This window comes from Bariatricus sp. SGI.161 (assembly GCF_050313695.1).
Taxonomy (GTDB): Bacteria; Bacillota; Clostridia; order Lachnospirales; family Lachnospiraceae; genus JAFBIX01.
Map to the genome: position 1 here is coordinate 1 of NZ_JBNPLX010000032.1, position 19,380 is coordinate 19,380.

Genomic DNA, 19,380 nt, shown 5'->3' on the forward strand with positions numbered 1-19,380 from the left:
CTTAGAGCAGAGGGCAGGAAGAAGCGTACGACGTGGTAATCAGAATAAGAAAGTAAGCATTGTCCGGTATGTTACGGAAGGAACTTTTGACGCTTATCTCTATCAGATTATTGAGAATAAACAGAAGTTCATCAGCCAGATCATGACTTCTAAAAGTCCGGCACGAACCGTTGAGGATATTGATGAGGTGGCATTATCCTATGCAGAAATCAAAGCACTTGCAACTGGAAATCCACATATTAAAGAGAAGATGGATTTGGATGTACAGGTGTCAAAATTGCAATTATTAAAGCAGAGTTTTTTAAGCCAGCGGTATGAAATGGAAGATAAGGCAACCAAACAGTATCCGATGGAGATAAAACATCTGGAAGAACGTATTGCAGCTTATCGGGAAGATATAGCACAGGTAAAGGCATTTACACCTGCTGATCGGGAAGTGTTCCCATCTATGCAGATAAACGGTATGACTTATACGGAAAAACAAGAGGCAGGAAAAGCGATTGTAGAAGCCTGCAAAGCTATGAAATCGCCAGAAGAAGTAGAGCTTGGAGCTTATCGTGGGATGAAAATGGAATTATTCTTTGATATGTTCAAACAGGAATTTGTTATTGCTTTGAAAGGAAAACTGACGCATGATGTACCGATTGGAACGGATATTCATGGAAACATTACCCGTTTGGATAATGAGATTGCAAGATTCGAGGATAATCTGGAACGGTGCCGGGAAAGGCTGGAGAATACAAAAACACAGCTTGAAACAGCAAAAAGTGAGGCACAGAAACCATTTCCCAAAGAGCAGGAGTTAGCTGAAAAGATAGCAAGACTTGGAGAATTAAATGCTCTTTTGGACATGGATAAGAAGGATAGGGTTATTCTGGACGAAGAGCAAGAAAACAAAGTGGTGCTTGAAAAAAGTAGTAGAGAGCGGGAACGGTAAGAAATTTACGGTATTGGGAAACCAGTACCGTTTACATAGCAGATTGATTTATAGAAATCAAGTCTGTCAATTTTAAAATCGCACAATGGACAAGCAGATTTGTTATAAGGTAGTCTGAGGAGAAAGGGGGAATACATGTGAAAATAAATGATATAGACCTTTATAATCTGCCATTGTGGTTGAATGGGGTTGCCGAAAAATTAGAAGAAGGATGTCAAGAGGAACTGAAAAAAGAATCTGATTTATACAATCAGGTATTGGAAGAAAGTGGAGAAATCTTAGACAAGTATCGATTTATTTCTACGATAATTGATGGAGATGTTATTAGAAAACCGATGAATTTAGCAGTATCAGAGTTAGAGGCATTATCAAGATTTTGGCGGTTAGAGACAAAACAGAGAGATATGGAAAATCTTCAAACGTACCTTTTAGGCGGGAGGCATATGTTAGAATTACTGCAATTGTTGAAAATAATATAATACTATGCAGTTGAAACAAATAAAAATAATCTATTGATGAATGGGGGAACATGGTGCAGACAGCATTAACATAATGTTTGTACGGAAAAAGAAAAGTATGTTATTATTCAAAAAGTGTCTCTTCGCATAGATTGATTTTTGGAAAATATAAGTATAGAACTAAGAAAAAATGGAAACAAATTTAAAAACTAAAAAAATATGATTGACAAATAGATATATCTGACATACTATAATTATAGAAAGCACTGGAGTTGCACGTAGAGCAATACAATAATCTGCGGCTTTGTTATTGCGATTGCATCAATATAACAACCCGGGTGGCACGGTATCGTTAGGATAATGTCATATCCAGTATGGGGATTAGGTCATACGCAAATGTTTTGGAATCGGTAGAGGACAAAACAAACAGCCAGTGGTTATTCTAAGGGAAGCGTAGCTTCCCTTTTTAATTTCGGAGGAAATAATGGGAAAAGCACAAATCATAAGAAGAATTCATAATTCAGCGAAAAAGTATAAACAATACTTTGTAGGAAATACTTATATGTTTGTATATGAGAATGAATTTATAGAGGTAATTTTTAAAAAATCTTCATTTCTGCATTTAACTGGAGTTGGAACAAAATTGAGTGCAGAGAATTTTTATAATCATGCATTAACTCGAAACGGATTACGCCCACAAGAAGTCTTATTTGATTTTAATCATCCTTATGACTTAGCAGATAAGAAGACACAGTATTTATCTGAGTTATATAAAATTACGTTAACAGATGTGGTTGTTGCGAAAGATATAGTTACAATGACTTTTACATATGGAATAGGAATTACTAATCTTGAGTTTGTTATATGTCTGGGAGATGACAAAGATTTAGCAGGAAACATTATAAGTAATTGTAAAGTTCCATATTCTTTTAGAGTGGAAGAAATAGCCAATAGTAAATTTGGTAATTTATGTGAAGTTACTCATATATTCAAGAAAAAAACAGGAGCCAAAAAGTATAATGAATTAACATTTGGGATTCAGAAAGAAATCGAAAAATTACCAATTGAGATACAAAGCAAGATAGAAATAGTCTAATATAAATTTTACATAGCCGGATGGTTTTCAATAACGAAGACCACCCGGCTATTTTTATGTCCTGACATATGAAATTAAAGGGGAAATGTCAAATGATGGGCAGGAGAGGAAGTGAAAATTATGCCATATATCGCACCAGAAGTTGTGCGTCAGGCTAAACAGATGGACTTGCTGACGTACCTTAAAAACTATGAGCCATATGAACTTGTTCATTTCTCAGGGAACACATACACCACAAAAACGCATGACAGTTTAAAGATTTCCAATGGGAAATGGATGTGGTGGAGCAGAGGAATTGGTGGCAGGTCAGCTCTTGATTATCTGATAAAAGTCAGGAATTATACCTTTATGGAGGCAGTACAAATCATTGCAGAACAGGCGGCGATAAGGCCGCCTGTTTCTGTACCAGCCGAAAAGGCAAAAGAGAAAATCCTGCTTTTACCAAAGTCATACCGTTATCAGACCTATGTTGTTTCCTACCTGCAAAGGCGTGGAATTGATACGGATATTATTGAGTTTTGTTTGAGAACGGGACGGATATATGAGAGTGAAAATTACCATAATGCTGTCTTTGTTGGCAGGGATCGGGAGGATAAACCCCGGTATGCGGCACTTAGAGGAGTCGGAACGGACTTTATCGGAGAGGCGAGTGGGAGTGATAAAAACTATTCTTTTTCCATTCCAACGGGAGAAAAAAGCAGGACGGTACATCTGTTTGAATCAGCGATTGACCTGTTATCTTATGCCACTTTGCAGAAGCTGGAAGGACGAGACTGGAGGGCAGAGCATTTGTTATCACTTGCCGGAATATACCAGCCAGCAAAGGAAATTGAGAAAAGTAAGGTCCCGGCAGCATTAACCCGTTTCTTAAAGGAGCATCCGGAAGTAAACGAAGTAGTGCTGCATCTTGATAATGACAGAGCAGGGAGGCTTGCAACAAAAGCAATTTGTACAGTCTTGCCAGAGCAGTATCGCACAGATGATCAGCCACCAAAACAAGGCAATGATTACAACGATTGTCTATGCATTCGGTTGGGAAAGGGACTGACAAAGCGGGTAAAAAATGGTGAAAGGAACTATAAACGAAGTAGAACAAAAGACTTAGAACGATAGAAAGTGAGGAATTGTGATGAAAGCAATTAAGTGTGAATTGAAAATTATCTACAAAAAAGAGGTTGTAATTGGAGCGGAAAACACAAAAACAGCAGAAGAAATTTTGCAGACCATGATTGCAACGGGGCAGGAATTTGATGTATCAGATGAAGAGATGATAGGTGTTTTAGTAGAGAAAAAGAGCGAGTGCAGTTGTTCGGAGGTATGTGAAAACTGTCCATATTTTTGTCCGGAGAATGAAGATTGTATGATGGAAGATATGGAAAAAAGATGTGAAGACTGTGAATATCTTTGTCCACAATGCGGCAAATGCACCCTTGAAGATCATGGAGAATGTGGCGAGGAAGAATGTAAAAAGTGTTTTTGGTGCTGTCCGGAATGTGGAGGATGCCTCCATCCGGAAGGAGTAAAAAAGCTATAAGCAGATTTTATTTTCGGCAGGTATCTGTGCCACTTAAAGTATTTTTTGAGTGGCGTAGGAAATACACTATACCAGCAAGCAACGCCTTTGGATAGCCTGCCTTAAAAGCGGACTATCTAAAGGCAGCTTGTTAGGGGAAACCCCTAATACCCTTTCAATAGAGGAGGACTGTTATGCGAGTTGAATTAGAGAGTACACATAAAAGCAAAAGATGCAAAAGGATGGTGAAATATCATCAGATAAAGGAGAAGCAAAAGAAGAAGAGAGGTGGTCAGCTTGGGAACAAATAAAGTATTTGCGGAAGGCATCGTGCAGAATATTAAAGAATATCTTCCAGACGAATTTCAGGATGTGGAATGTACTGTAGTAGAAAGTCAAAAAAATAATGGAACCATTATGACCGGAGTCAACTTTGGTATGCCAGACAAAAGTATTAGTTCGACTATTTATACAGATCCATTTTATGATGAAATCAGACATGGCAAATCTATAGAAACGGTTATGAAAGAAATAGCAGATTTCTTTTTGAAAGTCAATGAAAGACATAATATTGTAGACAAGGTTGATTTTCTGGAATATGAAACAGTGAAACATTATATTGAGCCGGTATTGGTCAATCAAAAAGCAAATCAAAGAATGTTGTACCGAATGCCTTATAAGAGGGTGCAAGATCTGGCAGTGATTTATAAAATCGTATTTCCCTATGATGTGGGCAGAGCAAGCATGAATATTACAAATGAAATGATAAAGGCGTGGAAGATACCTTTGCCGGAAATTCATAAGGTAGCATTTGAAAATGGTGTGCGGAGGCATCCGGCGGTTTTACAGAGCATGGAAACAGTGATTCAGGGGATTCAATTTAATAAGACACCAACAGAAAATTTAATGAACGAAAATGAAAAAATGGATTATGATGAATTATTTGTTCTGTCCAATTCGGATCAGACAAACGGTGCTACGGTATTGATTTACCCGGATATATTAAAAAGGATAGATGAAAAATTTGATGGGGGATGTTATATTTTGCCGTCATCTGTGCATGAGTGCATTGTTGTTCCGAAAAATTTAGGAATGACTCCGAAAGAATTAGGAAAACTGGTGAGAGAAGTAAATGCCTCTGAAGTAGCCAGAGAGGAAGTGCTGTCAGACCGGGTGTATGAATATGACCGGGTAAGAAACTGTCTTAGTCAGGTGGAGGCATCCATAGAAAAAGAAAGGAATATGGAGCGATGAGAAAAAGAAATATACCGATTTTATTTCGGCTCAACAAGAAAGAAGCAGAGAGCCTTGATAAAAAAGTGAGAAAAAGTGGATTGAACCGCGAGGCGTATTTGCGTCAGGTCATCAACGGTGTGGTTCCAAGGGACGCACCACCGCCGGATTATTACTCCATGATGCGGGAACTGAATAAGATTGGAAACAATTTAAATCAGATTGCACAGAAAGCACATACTCTGAATGTGATTGATGTACAGCGTTACGATCAGAATATGCGAGCGTTTGAAAAGACGGTAGCGAAAATTACAGAGGCGGTCATTCTTCCAGAGAAAGTGGAAGGGCAGTAAAGATGGCAACTACTTCAATCTGGAGTGTCAAAGGATGGCTTGGAAAAGTTGTTGTCTATGTGGAAAATCCGGAAAAGACAGAAAATCCTGATTTTGTGGAAACACCGGATATGTCAGAACAAGACACACAGGGACTGACAGATGTTATTGCGTATGCGGTAAATGAAGAAAAGACCAGACGTAAGAACAAATCAGGGGAAGGTGACAGTATTGATAATGAATCTGAAATAATTATGCAGCAGTATGTTTCTGGTATCAACTGTACACCGACTACTGCACGTAGTGAGATGATGGCAGTCAAAAAAAGGTATGGAAAAGACGAAGGTATTATGGCATTTCATGGATACCAGTCTTTTGCACCGGGGGAATGTACTCCGGCGATGGCACATGAGATAGGCGTGAAGCTGGCAGAAGAATTATGGGGAGAGCGTTTTCAAGTGCTTGTGGCAACACATTTGGACAAAGCACACCATCTTCATAATCATTTTGTGGTTAATTCTGTTTCGTTTGCTGACGGACGCAGATATCACCGTACCAATCAGGATTATCGGGATATGCGGAATGTGTCCGACAAGCTGTGCGGGGAGTATAGATTGTCCGTTATCGAAAATCCAAAAGCAGGAAAGGCAAAGCATTATGGAGAATGGAGAGCGGAGCAGGAGGGCAGACCGACTTACCGGGGATTGATTAAAGCTGATGTGGATGAAGCAATCGAGATGGCAAGAACAGAAAAACAGTTTTTTCATTACCTGAAGGAAAAGGGCTATTCCTTTAAGTTTGGAAAAGATATTACTATTTGTCCGCAAGGCAGAGAAAGAGGAGTAAAGCTTGCCCGTAACTTCGGAGAGAATTATACTCTTGAGGCTATTCGCCAGAGATTATTGGAACAGTCCAATGAAAAGTCAGCAATACAAAGAATGGAACATGAACCACAGAAAAAAACGTATGTGGTTCGGATGTATGGAACGTTGCCAGTCAGACGAAAAATCGGAGGACTGCGGGGATTATATTTTCACTATTGTTATCTGTTGGGGATATTTCCAAAGAACAGACCGCCCGTTAATCCAAAGCAGCTCCATTTTTTATTGCGGGAAGATTTAAGAAAATTAGATACGATTTCAAAAGAGACAAGGCTTCTCTGCCGTTATCACATTGATACAGCAGAGGAGCTTTTTTCGTTGAAAGAAAGGTTGCAGGGGCAGATGACACAGCTTGCGGACACAAGAAAACATTTGCGATACCAAAGCCGCAGTATTAAGGATGAAGATAAGCTGTCTGGAATTAAGGCAGAGATTTCATCTTTGACGGAGCAGATTGGTACGCTCAGAAAGGAGGTGATGCTCTGTGACGGAATCGCTGCACGTTCCGGTGTAATGAAAGAAAAATTACAGATTGTGCGGCAGGAAAATAATCAGAAGAAGGAGGATAAAAGCCATGAACACATCAGGCGAAGCCGCTGATCAGGTGGTGAGGATGTCATTAGAGGTAGGAGAAGCTGCATTAAAGATATCCGGTGCCGGGGCAAAACAGCTTGCTGTACTTTTGTATGCTGTCTTGAAAGAACAGAAAAAGACAAGAGGAAGGGCAAGGCTGGAAACTCTTGTACGGTCAGGGAAACCGCTGACAGTGTTTTCCGTAAAGGAAAGTGATCTGAAGAAATTTGTGCAGGAGGCAAAACGCTATGGAATCCTATACTGTGCAGTGCGTAATCCTAAAGGGAGCAGTGACGGTATGGTGGATATTATGGTGAAAGAAGAGGATGCGCCACGTATCAATCGAATTGTGGAACGTTTTCAGTTTGCATCAGTTAGTGAAGCAGCAAAAATTAAAACGGAAATTCAAAAAGCAAGAGAAGAAAAAAATCATCTGTCCAAAGAAAAAACAAAGGAGAATGTCACGAAAGACGGGAAGCCTGTGCCAGAGAAAGACAGACCGGATAAATCACAAGAGGATAAACTTATGGAAGAATTATTGGGTGATCCGGTAAGGAAAGAGAAAAAGCAGCAAAACCCCTCTTTGGCAGAGACAGAGAAATCCCATCAGTCCGAGCCTACATCAGAGAAGCACAGAATAACCGCCGAGGGTACTTCTAAGTTTTATACGACTGGCACACCGAAAAAATATTCTGTACGTGAAGAATTAAAAGAAATTCAGGCAACGAGGAAGAAAGAAGCGGAGAAAACGAGACAAGATATTGTTTCAAAAGGAGTAAAGCCCAAGAACCAGAGGCAGATACAACACAAACAGCCACAGATAAGAAAAAAGACGAGAAAAGTGAAAGAGAGGTAGTTATATATGGAGAATAATTTTGATGCAATGTTAAATGTTGCGGCAGTACCGCAGGATGATCAAACAGCAGCCTTTGTTGCGGAAAGTAAAAATAATCGGAATTTTTGTTATGAGAGATCGGCACAGATTACAGAGGCAGTGGCTGCGGACAGTCAACTGTTTCAAAAGTATCTGGATGTGCAGAGTCGGTTTGACCATTACACAGCCAACAATGCCTTGTTGATTCTTGCACAGAATCCAGAGGCACAGAAACTGGGCGATTGTGGATATTGGAGAGGACAGGGCGGTTATGTTAAGAGGAAGGAAATGAAGAATCCGGTCTTAATTATGGAGCCGGGAAAAGAGTACGAAAGAGAAGATGGAAGTATTGGAACATATTACAATGCAAAGAAACTTTATGATATTTCCCAGACAACAGTCAGGGCGAAGCAGGAACCACAGACAAATATGGATGAAAGACTGCTAATCAGAGCGTTAATCAGCAATCCTCCAGTTAATATTGTTGGTGCAGAGCCGGACCAGATGCCGGAAGATAAAGGTGCATTGTTTGAACCGGAAGAAGGTTGTATTTATGTGAGAAAAGGAATGGATGCACAACAGATTTTCCGTAGTCTGACACCGGAACTTGCCTTCGCCGGATTCGCAGAGGGAAATAAGAATTATGACCGTAATGAAGACTCTTTTTATGCGTATTGTGCGTCCTATATGCTCTGTAAGAAATATGGTATTGATACGCAGGGATTTAATTTCCATGATGTACCAGAATTTTTGGCAGGTATGGAACCGCAGGAAGTCAGAGCAGAACTTTCTAAAGCACGTGATGCGGCATATGCCATTTCTTCCCGTATGGCAAAGGTGTTAAACCAGAACCGTATACAGAATAACCGTCAACAGTCACAGCAGCACCGGGAGGAAGCAAGATGAGTGAGGAAAAGAAAACGCTTGAGCTTGATAAGTATGAGTGTGGTGTGATTTTCCATTCTCTCAAAGATAAGAGAAATGCCATGCTGAAAGAAAATAAGCCGACAGATGCAGTGGATGATGTGCTGATGAAAGTTATAGAGCTAATCGAGGAACCACAGGGGAAGGAAAGAAGAGGACATTGGCGTCATGAAGAGCGGTGAGAAAAAGACAGAGCGGATACTGGCGGTGTTAGGGATACTTCCGGTTATATGGATTGCTCTGCTTATCGCACCATATGTAAAAGGAGGTCTGCCGGAAATCATGCAGCAATTCACGCAGGCAATCAATGAACCATTCCATATTGTGATATGTGAGGACAGCGTAAAAACTGTCCTTATTTTTCTGTCTTCATATGGTATGGGAATTGGTATTTATTTTTCCACACGCAGAAATTACCGGAAAGGAGAGGAACATGGTTCTGCAAAATGGGGCGAAGCACAGGAAGTTAATAAAAGATACGCAGATAAGGACTTTTCTGCCAATAAGATAATGACCATGCATGTGCGGATTAGTTATAATATGCGGAAACATATGCGAAATGTACTGACTATTATCATAGGTGGTGCAGGTTCCGGTAAGACAAGATTTTATGCGAAACCGAACCTGATGCAGGCAAATACATCCTTTGTAGTGTTAGATCCTAAAGGGGAAAATTTAAGAGACACCGGACATCTTCTGGAAGAAAAAGGTTACGAAGTCCGGGTGTTGGATCTGATCTGCATGGGAAAAAGTCATTGCTATAATCCGTTTGTGTATTTGAAAGATGATAATGATGTGCAGAGACTTGTGACAAACTTATTTAAGGCAACGACACCGAAAGGCAGCCAGAGCAATGATCCTTTTTGGGATACGGCTGCATCTATGCTGTTGCTTGCTATTATCTTTTTCTTAAAATATGAAGCTCCTGAAGAGGAACAGAATTTCCCGATGGTTATGGAACTTTTGCGGGCAGGAGATGTAAGAGAGGAGAATGACGAGTATCAGTCACCGCTGGATGAACTATTTGAACGTCTGGAAATGCGGGAGCCGGAACACATTGCTGTAAAATATTATAAGGATTACCATTCCGGCAGTGCGAAAACATTGAAATCCATACAGATTACGCTGGCAGCAAGGCTGGAAAAATTTAATTTATCGAGCCTCGCTGCATTGACAGCTACAGATGAATTGAATCTGCCATCATTGGGAGAAAGGAAAGTAGCTTTATTTGCGTTGATACCGGATAACGATACCAGTTATAATTTTCTGATATCTATCTTATACACACAGTTATTTCAGCAGTTATTTTATCTTGCAGACCATAAATATGGAGGCAGGCTTCCTGTGCATGTGCATTTTCTGATGGATGAGTTTGCGAACGTTTCCCTGCCGGATGATTTTGACAAGATACTGTCTGTCATGCGGTCGAGGGAAGTCAGCGTGTCCATTATCTTGCAAAATATGGCACAGCTAAAGGCATTGTTTGAAAAACAATGGGAAAGTATTGTGGGAAACTGTGATGAATTTCTGTATCTTGGCGGTAACGAGCAGGGAACACATAAGTATGTGAGTGAGCTGCTTGGAAAAGCGACCATTGACATGAATACTTATGGAAAGTCTACCGGGCATTCTGGAAACTATTCTACGAATTATCAGATATCGGGGCGTGAGCTTTTGACGCCGGATGAAGTGCGTATGCTGGATAACCGCTATGCGCTTCTTTTTATCCGGGGAGAACGTCCGGTGATGGATGAAAAATATGATATTTTAAAGCATCCAAATGTAGCACTGACTACGGATGGAAATGGAAAGCCATACCGCCATGGTGAAGTATCTCAGGCGGTAGCGGAAATAACACTTGCCGATAGTCTGGAAGGCGAGGTAATTCCTGAACAGACAGAAATAGATTCATTTGAACTTTTATCTGAAGAAGACTTAGAAATGTTATATAAAAACAAGGAGGACGCAGATTAATGAGCGTATTGAGAATAAATAAAACATTGCAAAAAGACAGAAAAGAGAGTGTGGGAAAATATCCGATGGGAAGGAGAATGAAACAAGGATTTTTATTGTATGTTACGGCGGTTTTTGTGATGACTATAGGAACAGTGACAGTATTTGCCGCAGATGATCCGCTGACAGTTATTAATAATCTGTCTACTTTTATCTTCGGATTGATTCGTGCTATTGGAATGATTTTGTTGGGATTTGGTATTGTGCAGGTAGGATTATCTTTGAAATCCCATGATCCGAGCCAGAGGGCAAATGGTTTTCTGACTCTTGCCGGAGGCGTTATTATTACGTTCGCAAAAGAGATTTTGACGATGATTGCCGGATAGAGAAGTATAGGAAACTTTAGAAAATGAAAGGGCGGGCAGAAGAGAGCTGTCCGTCCGGAATAAAGGCAGGAGGTGTAAAAAGTGTCAGATAACTGGGTTGTCCAGAATTTACAAAATGCATTGAACACATGGAACGAAAAACTGGCGGAGATATGGATGATTATCACACAGTCCCCGGAGACATTTAAGGGAGGCGGAATATGGAGCGTCATTGTCAGTATTCATGGTGCGCTGCAGGCAATCGGCTATGCGCTTTTGGTATTATTTTTTGTAGTCGGTGTGGTAAAGACCTGCGGTAGTTTTACAGAGGTAAAAAAGCCGGAACATGCTGTGAAGCTGTTTATAAGATTTGCCCTTGCAAAGGGTGCCATTACTTATGGATTGGAATTGATGATGGCGCTCTTTAAAATTGTACAGGGGATCATCAGTACGATTATGAACGCTGCCGGATTCGGGAATGCATTGCAGACGATGCTTCCGTTAAAGATTATAGATGCAGTGGATGACTGCGGATTTTTTGAGAGGATTCCTTTGTGGGCAGTTACACTGATTGGCGGTCTTTTTGTAACGGTATTGAGCTTTATTATGATTATGAGTGTGTATGGAAGATTTTTTCGCTTGTACTTATATACTGCCATTGCCCCGGTCCCGCTGTCGGCGTTTGCAGGAGAACCGTCACAAAGTATAGGAATAAGTTTTCTAAAATCTTATGCGGCAGTCTGTCTGGAGGGAGCGATTATTGTACTTGCGTGTATTATATTTTCTGTGTTTACAACATCGCCGCCAGTGGTTGATCCGGATGCAGCAGTAGTTACAATGGTATGGAAGTATATCGGAGAGCTGATCTTCAATATGCTTGTATTGGTCGGTGCAGTTAAGATGTCAGACCGGGTAGTACGGGAAATGATGGGATTATAGGAGGTAGAAGAAAGAGTTGGAAGTAAAAATTAACCGGGAAATCCGGAATTATACGGAAAGTATTTTTTTTGGACTGTCTTTGCGGCAGTTCTTTTTTTCGGTATTAGCCTGCGGTGTTGCTGTCGGGCTGTATTTTTTATTGCGCCCATATATGGGAATGGAAAGCACAAGCTGGATGTGCGTGCTTGGTGCGGCGCCTTTCGCAGGGATGGGATTCTTCCGATATCATGGGATGAATGCCGAACAATTTGCGTGGGCATGGATCAAATCGGAAATCCTGATGCCTAAAAAATTGGTATTTCAGGCGGAAAATATTTATTACGAAGCATTGAAGCCATGTATTGAAAAGAAAAAGAAAGAGGCGGTGAAAGAGCATGATTAAAACATTGAATAATATTTTTAAGCAGGACAAGGAACGATTTGTGATTCCCCGTAGTGTACAGCAGGCAATTCCGATCCAGGCGATCTGGAAAGATGGGATTTTTAAAGTCGGGAAAAATAAGTTTTCCTGTACCTTCAAATTTGTGGATATTAATTATCAGGTAGCAAGTAAAGAAGATAAAGAAGCAATGTTTTTAGAGTACAGTGAGCTTCTTAATTCTTTTGACAGTGGAGTTACTTTCAAAATTACCATTAACAGCCGACGACTGAATCAGCAGGACTTTGAAAATGCTATTTTGATCCCTATGCAGGAAGACGGACTGAATCCGTATCGGGAAGAATATAACAATATGCTTATGGATAAGGCAACCGGAGCTAATCGTATGGTATTGGAAAAATATGTGACAGTGTCAGCGTATAAAAAAACAGTAGAAGAAGCGAGAACTTATTTTAATCGTGTTGGAGTGGAACTTGCAGCACATTTTTCAAGACTTGGATCGAAAAGCGTGAGTCTGGATGCAACTGATAAACTTCGTATACTGCATGATTTTTACCGGACTGGTGAAGAGACTTCATTTCGATTTGATCTATCAGAAACCATGAGAAAGGGACATAGTTTTAAAGATTTTATTTGCCCGGACAGCTTTGAATTTGAAAAGGATTATTTTCGCATGGGAGACCGTTTCGGGCGTGTGATATTTCTGCGGGAATATGCGTCTTACATCAAGGATGATATGATTGCGGAAATGACAGATATCAGCCGTAATCTTATGATGAGTATTGATATCATACCAGTGCCTACAGATGAAGCAGTGCGAGAGGTTGAAAGCCGTCTGTTGGGAGTAGAAACAAATATCACGAACTGGCAGCGGAGGCAGAACGCTAATCAGAATTATTCTGCTGTAGTTCCGTATGACATGGAGCAGCAGAGAAAAGAAAGCAAAGAGTTTATGGATGATCTGACTACTCGTGACCAGAGGATGATGTTCGGGGTCGTAACACTGGTGCATACAGCAGATACGAAGAAGCAGTTGGATACGGATACAGAGACACTGCTTGCACTTGGAACAAAGCATATGTGTCAGTTTTCTGTTTTGAAATATCAGCAGATGGACGGATTAAATTCAGCATTACCTATTGGACACCGGAAAATTAATGCAGTCCGTACACTAACCACAGAGAGCCTTGCAGTGTTAATGCCGTTCCGGGTACAGGAAATCATGGATGAAGGAGGAATTTACTGTGGAGAAAATGCAATCTCTCATAACCTGATTCTATGTAATAAGGCAAAACTGTTAAACCCGAACTCATTTCTGCTTGGTGTGCCGGGCAGTGGAAAGTCTTTCAGTGCAAAAATGCTGATTGTATTTCTTGCTCTTGCAACGGGTGATGATATTCTGATTTGTGATCCAGAGCGTGAATACGCTTCGCTTATTGAGGCAATGGGTGGTGAAGTTATCCGTATTGCGGCAGGCAGTCGTGATCATATCAATGCCATGGACATGGTAGAAGGATATGGAGATGGAGGAAACCCGGTGAGTGATAAGTCAGAGTTTGTTTTATCACTATTTGAACAGTTGGAAAAAAATGGTGTCAGTGCGAAAGAAAAATCCCTGATCGACCGTTGTACCGGAAATGTATATGAATCCTATCAGAATGGAGGCAGAGTGCCGACCTTATGTGTGCTGCGTGAGGAACTGTTAAAACAGCCAGAGAAAGAAGCAAAAGATCTCGCTCTTGCATTGGAACTGTTTACAAGTGGAAGCCTTGATGCGTTTGCTCATGAGAGCAATGTGGATGTGAATAACCGCATGGTGGTTTATGACATCATGGACTTGGGGAAACAGTTGAAAACAATGGGGCTTTTAGTGATCACTGATGCTATGTTAAATCGTGTGACGGAGAACTGGAAGAAGGGAAAGCGTACGCATATTTTTCTGGATGAGTTCCATGTTGTTTTTGAAAACGAGTATTCCGGAGCTTTTTTTAACTCTGCATGGCGTCGCTTTCGTAAGAGAAATGCATTCCCGAACGCTATCACACAGAATGTAGAGTATTTGTTAGATTCTGTGCTTGCAAGTACCATGTTGTCAAACAGTGAGTATATCGTTATGTTGAATCAGGCAGCGTCTGACCGTCAGAAGTTAGCAGAGCTATTGAATATATCTAACGAGCAGATGAGCTATATCACAAATGCAGATGCAGGATGTGGTCTGATTAAGTACGGGAGTTCCCTTGTGCCATTCGTAAATAAATTTCCGAGAAATACAAGCCTTTATAAACTGATGACCACAAAACCGGGAGAGGATAGTGCAAACCGGAATAGGCAGTAATCCCGGAAAAGGAACGATAGGAGAATCGAAAGATGATGGGAAAGAAAATCAAAACCCGACAAGTCCATAAGGATATAAAAATGTTGGATAAGGTGGTCATAAGTACGGAACATATGAAACGTACTTATGTACGCACCAAAGACAGTGCAGAGCGGACGCCGGAATCTCAGAATGAGACTCCGGCGGAGTACGCAGAGAAAAAACTATCCCATTCTGCGGATATTGCTGTTCATGAAACCGCACATCAGGTTAGAAAACAAGGCAGAAAGATGGCGAATACAGTAAAAGAAATATTCAAAACAACCACTGGAAAGGGTACGATTAAGTCTACTGCTTATTCCATCAAGACAGCAGAACATACAGCACGTATGACCATTAAAACGACACAAAAATCTGAAAAGGCAGCACAGACAGCAGCCTCAACTTCTATAAAAATGACAAAAAAGGCGGCGGTAGCAGCAAAACAGGCAGTAAGAGCAACAGAGCAGACTGCAAGAACTGTGGCGCATGCAACAATTACATCAGTAAAAGCAATCATAGTGGCAACGAAGGCTATGATTGCAGCGATTGTTGCAGGAGGATGGATTGCGGTTCTCGTCCTGATCATTGTAATATTGTTTGGCGGGATTCTCTGTATAACCGGAGGAGATAATTCCAGTACGGTAAATCCGGTCAGTGCCGAAGTAGAGGCATATGAGCCTGTTATCCGTCAATATGCGAATCAGTATGGTATAGCGGAATATGTAGAGCTGATTAAAGCAGTAATGATGCAGGAAAGCGGTGGAAGGGGTTCAGATCCAATGCAGAGTTCAGAAGGCGGTTTTAATACCAGATATCCAAGAAAACCCAATGGTATTACTGATCCGGATTATTCGATTCGATGTGGAGTGCAGGAACTAAAAGCAGCGCTTGCCAGTGCAGAAGTGGAAAGTCCGATTGATATGGAACATATTAAACTTGCACTACAGGGCTATAACTTTGGAAATAGTTATATCTCATGGGCGAAGCGTAATTATGGTGGCTATACCATAGCTAATGCGGCGGAGTTCTCGGATATGAAAGCAGCAGAACTGGGGTGGAAGAGCTATGGGGACAAGCAATATGTACCACATGTTCTCAGGTATTATTCTTTGGGGAGAATACCGACAGGTATGGGAAGTCAGGCAATCGTTCAAATTGCACTTGCACAAGAAGGAAACCGGGGAGATGTCTATTGGAGTTGGTACGGATTTCACAGCAGAGTGGAATGGTGTGCCTGCTTTGTATCATGGTGTGCTGATCAGTGTGGGTATATTGAAAGCGGGGCAATGCCCAAGTTTTCTCTTTGTTCGGCAGGTGTAGATTGGTTCGAGCGGAAAGGGCAGTTTCGAGATGCAAGTTATGTGCCAGCACCGGGAGATATTATATTTTTTGATTGGGGAAATGATGGGAGTATCAATCATGTAGGTATTGTGGAGAGTGTGACTGGAGGAAAAGTAAATACTATAGAAGGGAATAGTGGGGATAAATGTGCAAGACGCAGTTATTCCATTGGAAACAGTAGTATTTACGGATATGGGATTCCGGTGTATTAAAAATATCCGCCTGCGATTGCAGCAGGCGGATGTTTCCAGTTCTAAAGAAGATTCTAATCAATCAACCTATTCTAAGGAAAGGACATGTTATACTGTCAAAAAATGCTGTTAGGAGGATTGAAATGAAACTAAAAGAGATGTTACAAGACTATTTAGAATATTGTCAATATCGTAAAGAGCTGGATAACAAAACTGTGAAGGCATATAGGATTGATTTACGACAATACTTTGAGTTTGTTGGTGAATGTGATCTGGATAAGAACTGGATTGAACGGTACATTACGAATCTGCACAAAAACTTTCGCCAGAAAACCGTAAAACGTAAAATAGCCAGTGTAAAAGCATTTTACAACTTCTTGGAAGATGAAGAGCTTATACAGGAAAATCCCTTTAGAAAAATTAAAGTTAAGTTCAAGGAGACAAGTGAACTTCCAAAGATAATACCACGTGAGGAAATTGAACAATTGTTACAGAGCATGTATACAGATTTGAAAATCCGAAAGAAAAAGGAAAAGAGTATATTAAGGGATATTGCAGTGGTTGAGACACTTTTTGCAACTGGAGCCAGAGTCAGTGAAATATCGAATATAAAAAAAGAAAATATTAATTTAAATACTGGCGTAATCCGCATTATGGGAAAGGGTGGTAAAGAGAGATATATCTTGATCGGCGAGAGGTCAGTTCTCGAACTTTTAAAAAGATACTATGAGCAGAATTATGAAAATATAAAACAAAGTGGGTATTTTTTTGTTAATCGGGATGGAGAAAGGTTTTCAGAACAATCCATAAGATTAATGATAAAGCGTTATGCTAAGAATGCCGGAATAGAGAGAAACATCACGCCACATATGTTTCGTCATTCGTTTGCAACTTACCTGATTGAAGAGGGCGTGGATATTAGCTGTGTACAGCGTATACTTGGACATAGCTCTATTAAGACAACTCAGATTTATATTCATGTGGCATCTAAAAAGCAGGCAGAGATCCTGCGGGATATGCATCCAAGACAATATATGAAAGTTGGGTTGGTAGCATAGAAAGTCATATATGAATAAGGAAAAACAAGTCAGCAGAGTTGGTGGCTTTTTTTGGCATACAACGAAAGCTGAATCCTACAGAAAGAGTGAAAGAAATACTGTAAAAACATTCTGTGAAATGGAAAAAACTGGGGAAATGTGTTATAATATGTAACATCAATGATAAGGTTTGGTGGATAATATATAATTATCCATAAGATTAAAATTTAAGAAAAGACGGTAAGAATACGATGTTAGAAATAATAGGTCAGTCATTACTCGAAGCTGCTGCGCAGACTTTTGTAGGTGCAATTGCAGGATATTCATTTGATAAATTGAAAAATGGTATTTATAAAGATAATTCTTTTGATGGGGCATTTGATTTGTGGCAACGTGGAATTCACTGCAAAAATGTGAACTTTGGAGATACCATTGCATTTGATGGTTTGCTATCTCCATATGTGCAACTTTTTCCAAGAGATCCGTATCAAAATGCTGTACGTTGGAATACGCTTTATAGTTTTGATGGAGAAATTAATTCGAAAGAGTTTCGCAATTTAGAGTTTTATGCTGGCTCAGATGAGACTATTCGTACTGGCTCACTAAATGGCGAAACATTAGTTGGATTATATAATAGATATGGTTACATTGGAGAAGGAATCTTAGGCGTTATTTCGACTTCATACTTGTTAAAGCATATTCCTGATTTTTTCTCAGAATCATTTTATGGCATTCACGCAAGGGTAACGGCTACATTATCAAGGTGTCCTTCTCAGCATGGATTTGTGGCTCAAGGAATGTTTCAAAAAGTAGGAATATCTTTAAATACAGATCAATATAAAGATATTCCATATCTAAAAATAAATTCAATAAAATTGTATCGTAAAGAGCGTGACAATATTTGCTCTCTACTCGGATCACCTTGGGCTGCTACATCCGATGTCACGGAACCATATTTAGTGCAATACGGATATTTTAGTAATAAAGATGAGCTTAACACTTGCGTTAGCAATATTGTTAATTCTTCTTCATGGGAAAAAGTAAAAGTATTCTATGATGCAATTAAAGCTCCGTCGCCCTCTATGAGCTTTACAAATAATTTTATTCTATAATTTTATTTTTAATATATGGCGGTATGTACAAATAGAAGGGCAAATTTGCTGGCGAAAAGAATTTAAATGGATTCTTTTCGCCTTTTATAATTATTTTTTGGTATTCATTTATTACTTTATGGCGAGTTTGAGATAGATTCGGATTGTTTCCCCAAATTGTCTCTATATGCAAAATACCTGGATATTCAGGAACTGTCACCAATGAAAGTGCTACGTTACTGTACTTTTTTATTTCTTTTATCGAAGCGCTTGTAATATCTCCATCGAATATATGCCTATAAATGATATCGGAACACAAGCCAGAAGGAGTTAAAAGTTGTTTCAATTTGTAATATATTGGAAAACGATTATGCATACTGATTTTTAATAAGTTGAAGCAGTCATTTATGATCAGATCATATTTATGATAACACTGGTTAATGAATTCTATACCATCACTTTCTATAAAATGGAATCGAGAATCTTTTCTTACAGTTCTTGCATGAACATAATATTTATCCATTAATTCCAGTACATGAGCATCATGATCACATAAAGTTACCCTTTCAATAGAAGGGTATTTAAGAACTTCATAAGCAGCAAATAACGAACCACCTCCAAGAATTAGTGCTTCCTTAGGAGTTTTAATGAAACTTGCAGGTAAATGTACTAAAAGCTCATGATAAGGACATTGATATTTTTCTATATGCTGTATTTCTCCGTTAATAACCAAAACTATTCCTAAAAATGGATGCTTGTAAATAATAATATGCTGTTGTTTTGTTGTTATTTCTTCTAAGAGTACCAAATCATTTAAATATAAACTTACCGGTTCTTTTTCATAAAAATCCATAAAATCTCCTTGCTATTCGAAAAAAATCTGTTTAACTCACGGATAATTATATAT

At 39.7% G+C, this 19,380-nt stretch carries 19 protein-coding genes and 1 pseudogene; 19 read left to right on the forward strand and 1 reads right to left on the reverse strand.

The window, feature by feature from the left end; genetic code table 11:
* From ACQRBH_RS14620 to ACQRBH_RS14710, 19 genes and pseudogenes are all read left to right on the forward strand, one after another.
* A pseudogene (locus tag ACQRBH_RS14620) lies at positions 1-937 on the forward strand (helicase); the annotation flags it as partial.
* Positions 938-1,074: 137 nt separating this feature from the next.
* A complete protein-coding gene (locus ACQRBH_RS14625; RefSeq protein ID WP_154322985.1) occupies positions 1,075-1,416 on the forward strand; it encodes a hypothetical protein in 342 nt (113 codons plus the stop codon).
* Positions 1,417-1,879: 463 nt separating this feature from the next.
* On the forward strand, positions 1,880-2,491 hold the full coding sequence (locus tag ACQRBH_RS14630) for a PBECR4 domain-containing protein (protein WP_154322984.1): 612 nt from the start codon (positions 1,880-1,882) through the stop codon (positions 2,489-2,491).
* A 120-nt stretch (positions 2,492-2,611) separates the two neighbouring features.
* Positions 2,612-3,604 (forward strand): DUF3991 and TOPRIM domain-containing protein, encoded by a 993-nt coding sequence (locus ACQRBH_RS14635; RefSeq protein WP_154322983.1) that lies wholly within the window; start codon positions 2,612-2,614, stop codon positions 3,602-3,604.
* 16 nt (positions 3,605-3,620) lie between these two features.
* A complete protein-coding gene (locus ACQRBH_RS14640; RefSeq protein WP_154322982.1) occupies positions 3,621-4,025 on the forward strand; it encodes a hypothetical protein in 405 nt (134 codons plus the stop codon).
* A gap of 276 nt (positions 4,026-4,301) precedes the next feature.
* Entirely contained in the window at positions 4,302-5,258 is a 957-nt protein-coding gene (locus ACQRBH_RS14645; protein WP_243133595.1) for a DUF5688 family protein, read from the forward strand.
* The gene (locus ACQRBH_RS14650; RefSeq protein ID WP_154322980.1) at positions 5,255-5,590 is read left to right on the forward strand and encodes a plasmid mobilization protein; all 336 of its coding nucleotides are present in this window, start codon (positions 5,255-5,257) and stop codon (positions 5,588-5,590) included. Before ACQRBH_RS14645 ends, ACQRBH_RS14650 begins: the two co-directional genes overlap by 4 nt.
* A gap of 2 nt (positions 5,591-5,592) precedes the next feature.
* A complete protein-coding gene (locus tag ACQRBH_RS14655) occupies positions 5,593-7,050 on the forward strand; it encodes a relaxase/mobilization nuclease domain-containing protein (protein ID WP_154322979.1) in 1,458 nt (485 codons plus the stop codon).
* Positions 7,025-7,879, forward strand: a complete 855-nt coding sequence (locus ACQRBH_RS14660; RefSeq protein ID WP_154322978.1) for a PcfB family protein — start codon at positions 7,025-7,027, stop codon at positions 7,877-7,879. The genes ACQRBH_RS14655 and ACQRBH_RS14660 overlap by 26 nt, the downstream gene beginning before the upstream one ends.
* 6 nt (positions 7,880-7,885) lie before the next feature.
* Positions 7,886-8,803, forward strand: coding sequence for a hypothetical protein (locus ACQRBH_RS14665; RefSeq protein WP_154322977.1), 918 nt, complete (start codon positions 7,886-7,888; stop codon positions 8,801-8,803).
* The gene (locus tag ACQRBH_RS14670; RefSeq protein WP_154322976.1) at positions 8,800-9,003 is read left to right on the forward strand and encodes a hypothetical protein; all 204 of its coding nucleotides are present in this window, start codon (positions 8,800-8,802) and stop codon (positions 9,001-9,003) included. Before ACQRBH_RS14665 ends, ACQRBH_RS14670 begins: the two co-directional genes overlap by 4 nt.
* Positions 8,990-10,795, forward strand: coding sequence for a VirD4-like conjugal transfer protein, CD1115 family (locus ACQRBH_RS14675; RefSeq protein WP_154322975.1), 1,806 nt, complete (start codon positions 8,990-8,992; stop codon positions 10,793-10,795). Before ACQRBH_RS14670 ends, ACQRBH_RS14675 begins: the two co-directional genes overlap by 14 nt.
* Before the next feature lie 65 nt (positions 10,796-10,860).
* The gene (locus ACQRBH_RS14680) at positions 10,861-11,160 is read left to right on the forward strand and encodes a glutamyl-tRNA amidotransferase (protein ID WP_416390461.1); all 300 of its coding nucleotides are present in this window, start codon (positions 10,861-10,863) and stop codon (positions 11,158-11,160) included.
* An 81-nt stretch (positions 11,161-11,241) separates the two neighbouring features.
* Entirely contained in the window at positions 11,242-12,078 is an 837-nt protein-coding gene (locus ACQRBH_RS14685; protein ID WP_154322973.1) for a hypothetical protein, read from the forward strand.
* Positions 12,079-12,094: 16 nt separating this feature from the next.
* Positions 12,095-12,460: a PrgI family protein gene (locus ACQRBH_RS14690; protein ID WP_154322972.1), complete on the forward strand. Its 366-nt coding sequence runs from the start codon at positions 12,095-12,097 to the stop codon at positions 12,458-12,460.
* Positions 12,453-14,792 carry a VirB4-like conjugal transfer ATPase, CD1110 family gene (locus ACQRBH_RS14695; protein WP_154322971.1) on the forward strand — a complete coding sequence of 780 codons (2,340 nt, stop codon included), beginning with the start codon at positions 12,453-12,455 and terminating at the stop codon, positions 14,790-14,792. The genes ACQRBH_RS14690 and ACQRBH_RS14695 overlap by 8 nt, the downstream gene beginning before the upstream one ends.
* Positions 14,793-14,827: 35 nt before the next feature.
* Positions 14,828-16,366 (forward strand): lysozyme family protein, encoded by a 1,539-nt coding sequence (locus ACQRBH_RS14700; RefSeq protein WP_347375990.1) that lies wholly within the window; start codon positions 14,828-14,830, stop codon positions 16,364-16,366.
* A 122-nt stretch (positions 16,367-16,488) separates the two neighbouring features.
* Entirely contained in the window at positions 16,489-17,403 is a 915-nt protein-coding gene (locus ACQRBH_RS14705; RefSeq protein ID WP_154322970.1) for a tyrosine-type recombinase/integrase, read from the forward strand.
* Between the two features lie 230 nt (positions 17,404-17,633).
* Positions 17,634-18,494, forward strand: a complete 861-nt coding sequence (locus tag ACQRBH_RS14710; protein ID WP_154322968.1) for a hypothetical protein — start codon at positions 17,634-17,636, stop codon at positions 18,492-18,494.
* Here the strand turns inward: ACQRBH_RS14710 and ACQRBH_RS14715 are convergent.
* Positions 18,484-19,326 carry a hypothetical protein gene (locus ACQRBH_RS14715; protein WP_154322969.1) on the reverse strand — a complete coding sequence of 281 codons (843 nt, stop codon included), beginning with the start codon at positions 19,324-19,326 and terminating at the stop codon, positions 18,484-18,486. The two genes, ACQRBH_RS14710 and ACQRBH_RS14715, sit on opposite strands and share 11 nt — an antisense overlap.
* Between the last annotated feature and the right edge of the window lie 54 nt (positions 19,327-19,380).

Bases quoted from the DNA above. Each gene is read 5' to 3' on its own strand.
- ACQRBH_RS14705 (WP_154322970.1), top strand. From the start codon at position 16,489: ATGAAACTAAAAGAGATGTTACAAGACTATTTAGAATATTGTCAATAT.
- ACQRBH_RS14670 (WP_154322976.1), top strand. From the start codon at position 8,800: ATGAGTGAGGAAAAGAAAACGCTTGAGCTTGATAAGTATGAGTGTGGT.
- ACQRBH_RS14655 (WP_154322979.1), top strand. From the start codon at position 5,593: ATGGCAACTACTTCAATCTGGAGTGTCAAAGGATGGCTTGGAAAAGTT.
- ACQRBH_RS14630 (WP_154322984.1), top strand. From the start codon at position 1,880: ATGGGAAAAGCACAAATCATAAGAAGAATTCATAATTCAGCGAAAAAG.
- ACQRBH_RS14640 (WP_154322982.1), top strand. From the start codon at position 3,621: ATGAAAGCAATTAAGTGTGAATTGAAAATTATCTACAAAAAAGAGGTT.
- ACQRBH_RS14680 (WP_416390461.1), top strand. From the start codon at position 10,861: ATGGGAAGGAGAATGAAACAAGGATTTTTATTGTATGTTACGGCGGTT.
- ACQRBH_RS14635 (WP_154322983.1), top strand. From the start codon at position 2,612: ATGCCATATATCGCACCAGAAGTTGTGCGTCAGGCTAAACAGATGGAC.
- ACQRBH_RS14715 (WP_154322969.1), bottom strand. From the start codon at position 19,326: ATGGATTTTTATGAAAAAGAACCGGTAAGTTTATATTTAAATGATTTG.
- ACQRBH_RS14665 (WP_154322977.1), top strand. From the start codon at position 7,886: ATGGAGAATAATTTTGATGCAATGTTAAATGTTGCGGCAGTACCGCAG.
- ACQRBH_RS14700 (WP_347375990.1), top strand. From the start codon at position 14,828: ATGGGAAAGAAAATCAAAACCCGACAAGTCCATAAGGATATAAAAATG.
- ACQRBH_RS14675 (WP_154322975.1), top strand. From the start codon at position 8,990: ATGAAGAGCGGTGAGAAAAAGACAGAGCGGATACTGGCGGTGTTAGGG.
- ACQRBH_RS14650 (WP_154322980.1), top strand. From the start codon at position 5,255: ATGAGAAAAAGAAATATACCGATTTTATTTCGGCTCAACAAGAAAGAA.
- ACQRBH_RS14695 (WP_154322971.1), top strand. From the start codon at position 12,453: ATGATTAAAACATTGAATAATATTTTTAAGCAGGACAAGGAACGATTT.
- ACQRBH_RS14660 (WP_154322978.1), top strand. From the start codon at position 7,025: ATGAACACATCAGGCGAAGCCGCTGATCAGGTGGTGAGGATGTCATTA.
- ACQRBH_RS14710 (WP_154322968.1), top strand. From the start codon at position 17,634: ATGTTAGAAATAATAGGTCAGTCATTACTCGAAGCTGCTGCGCAGACT.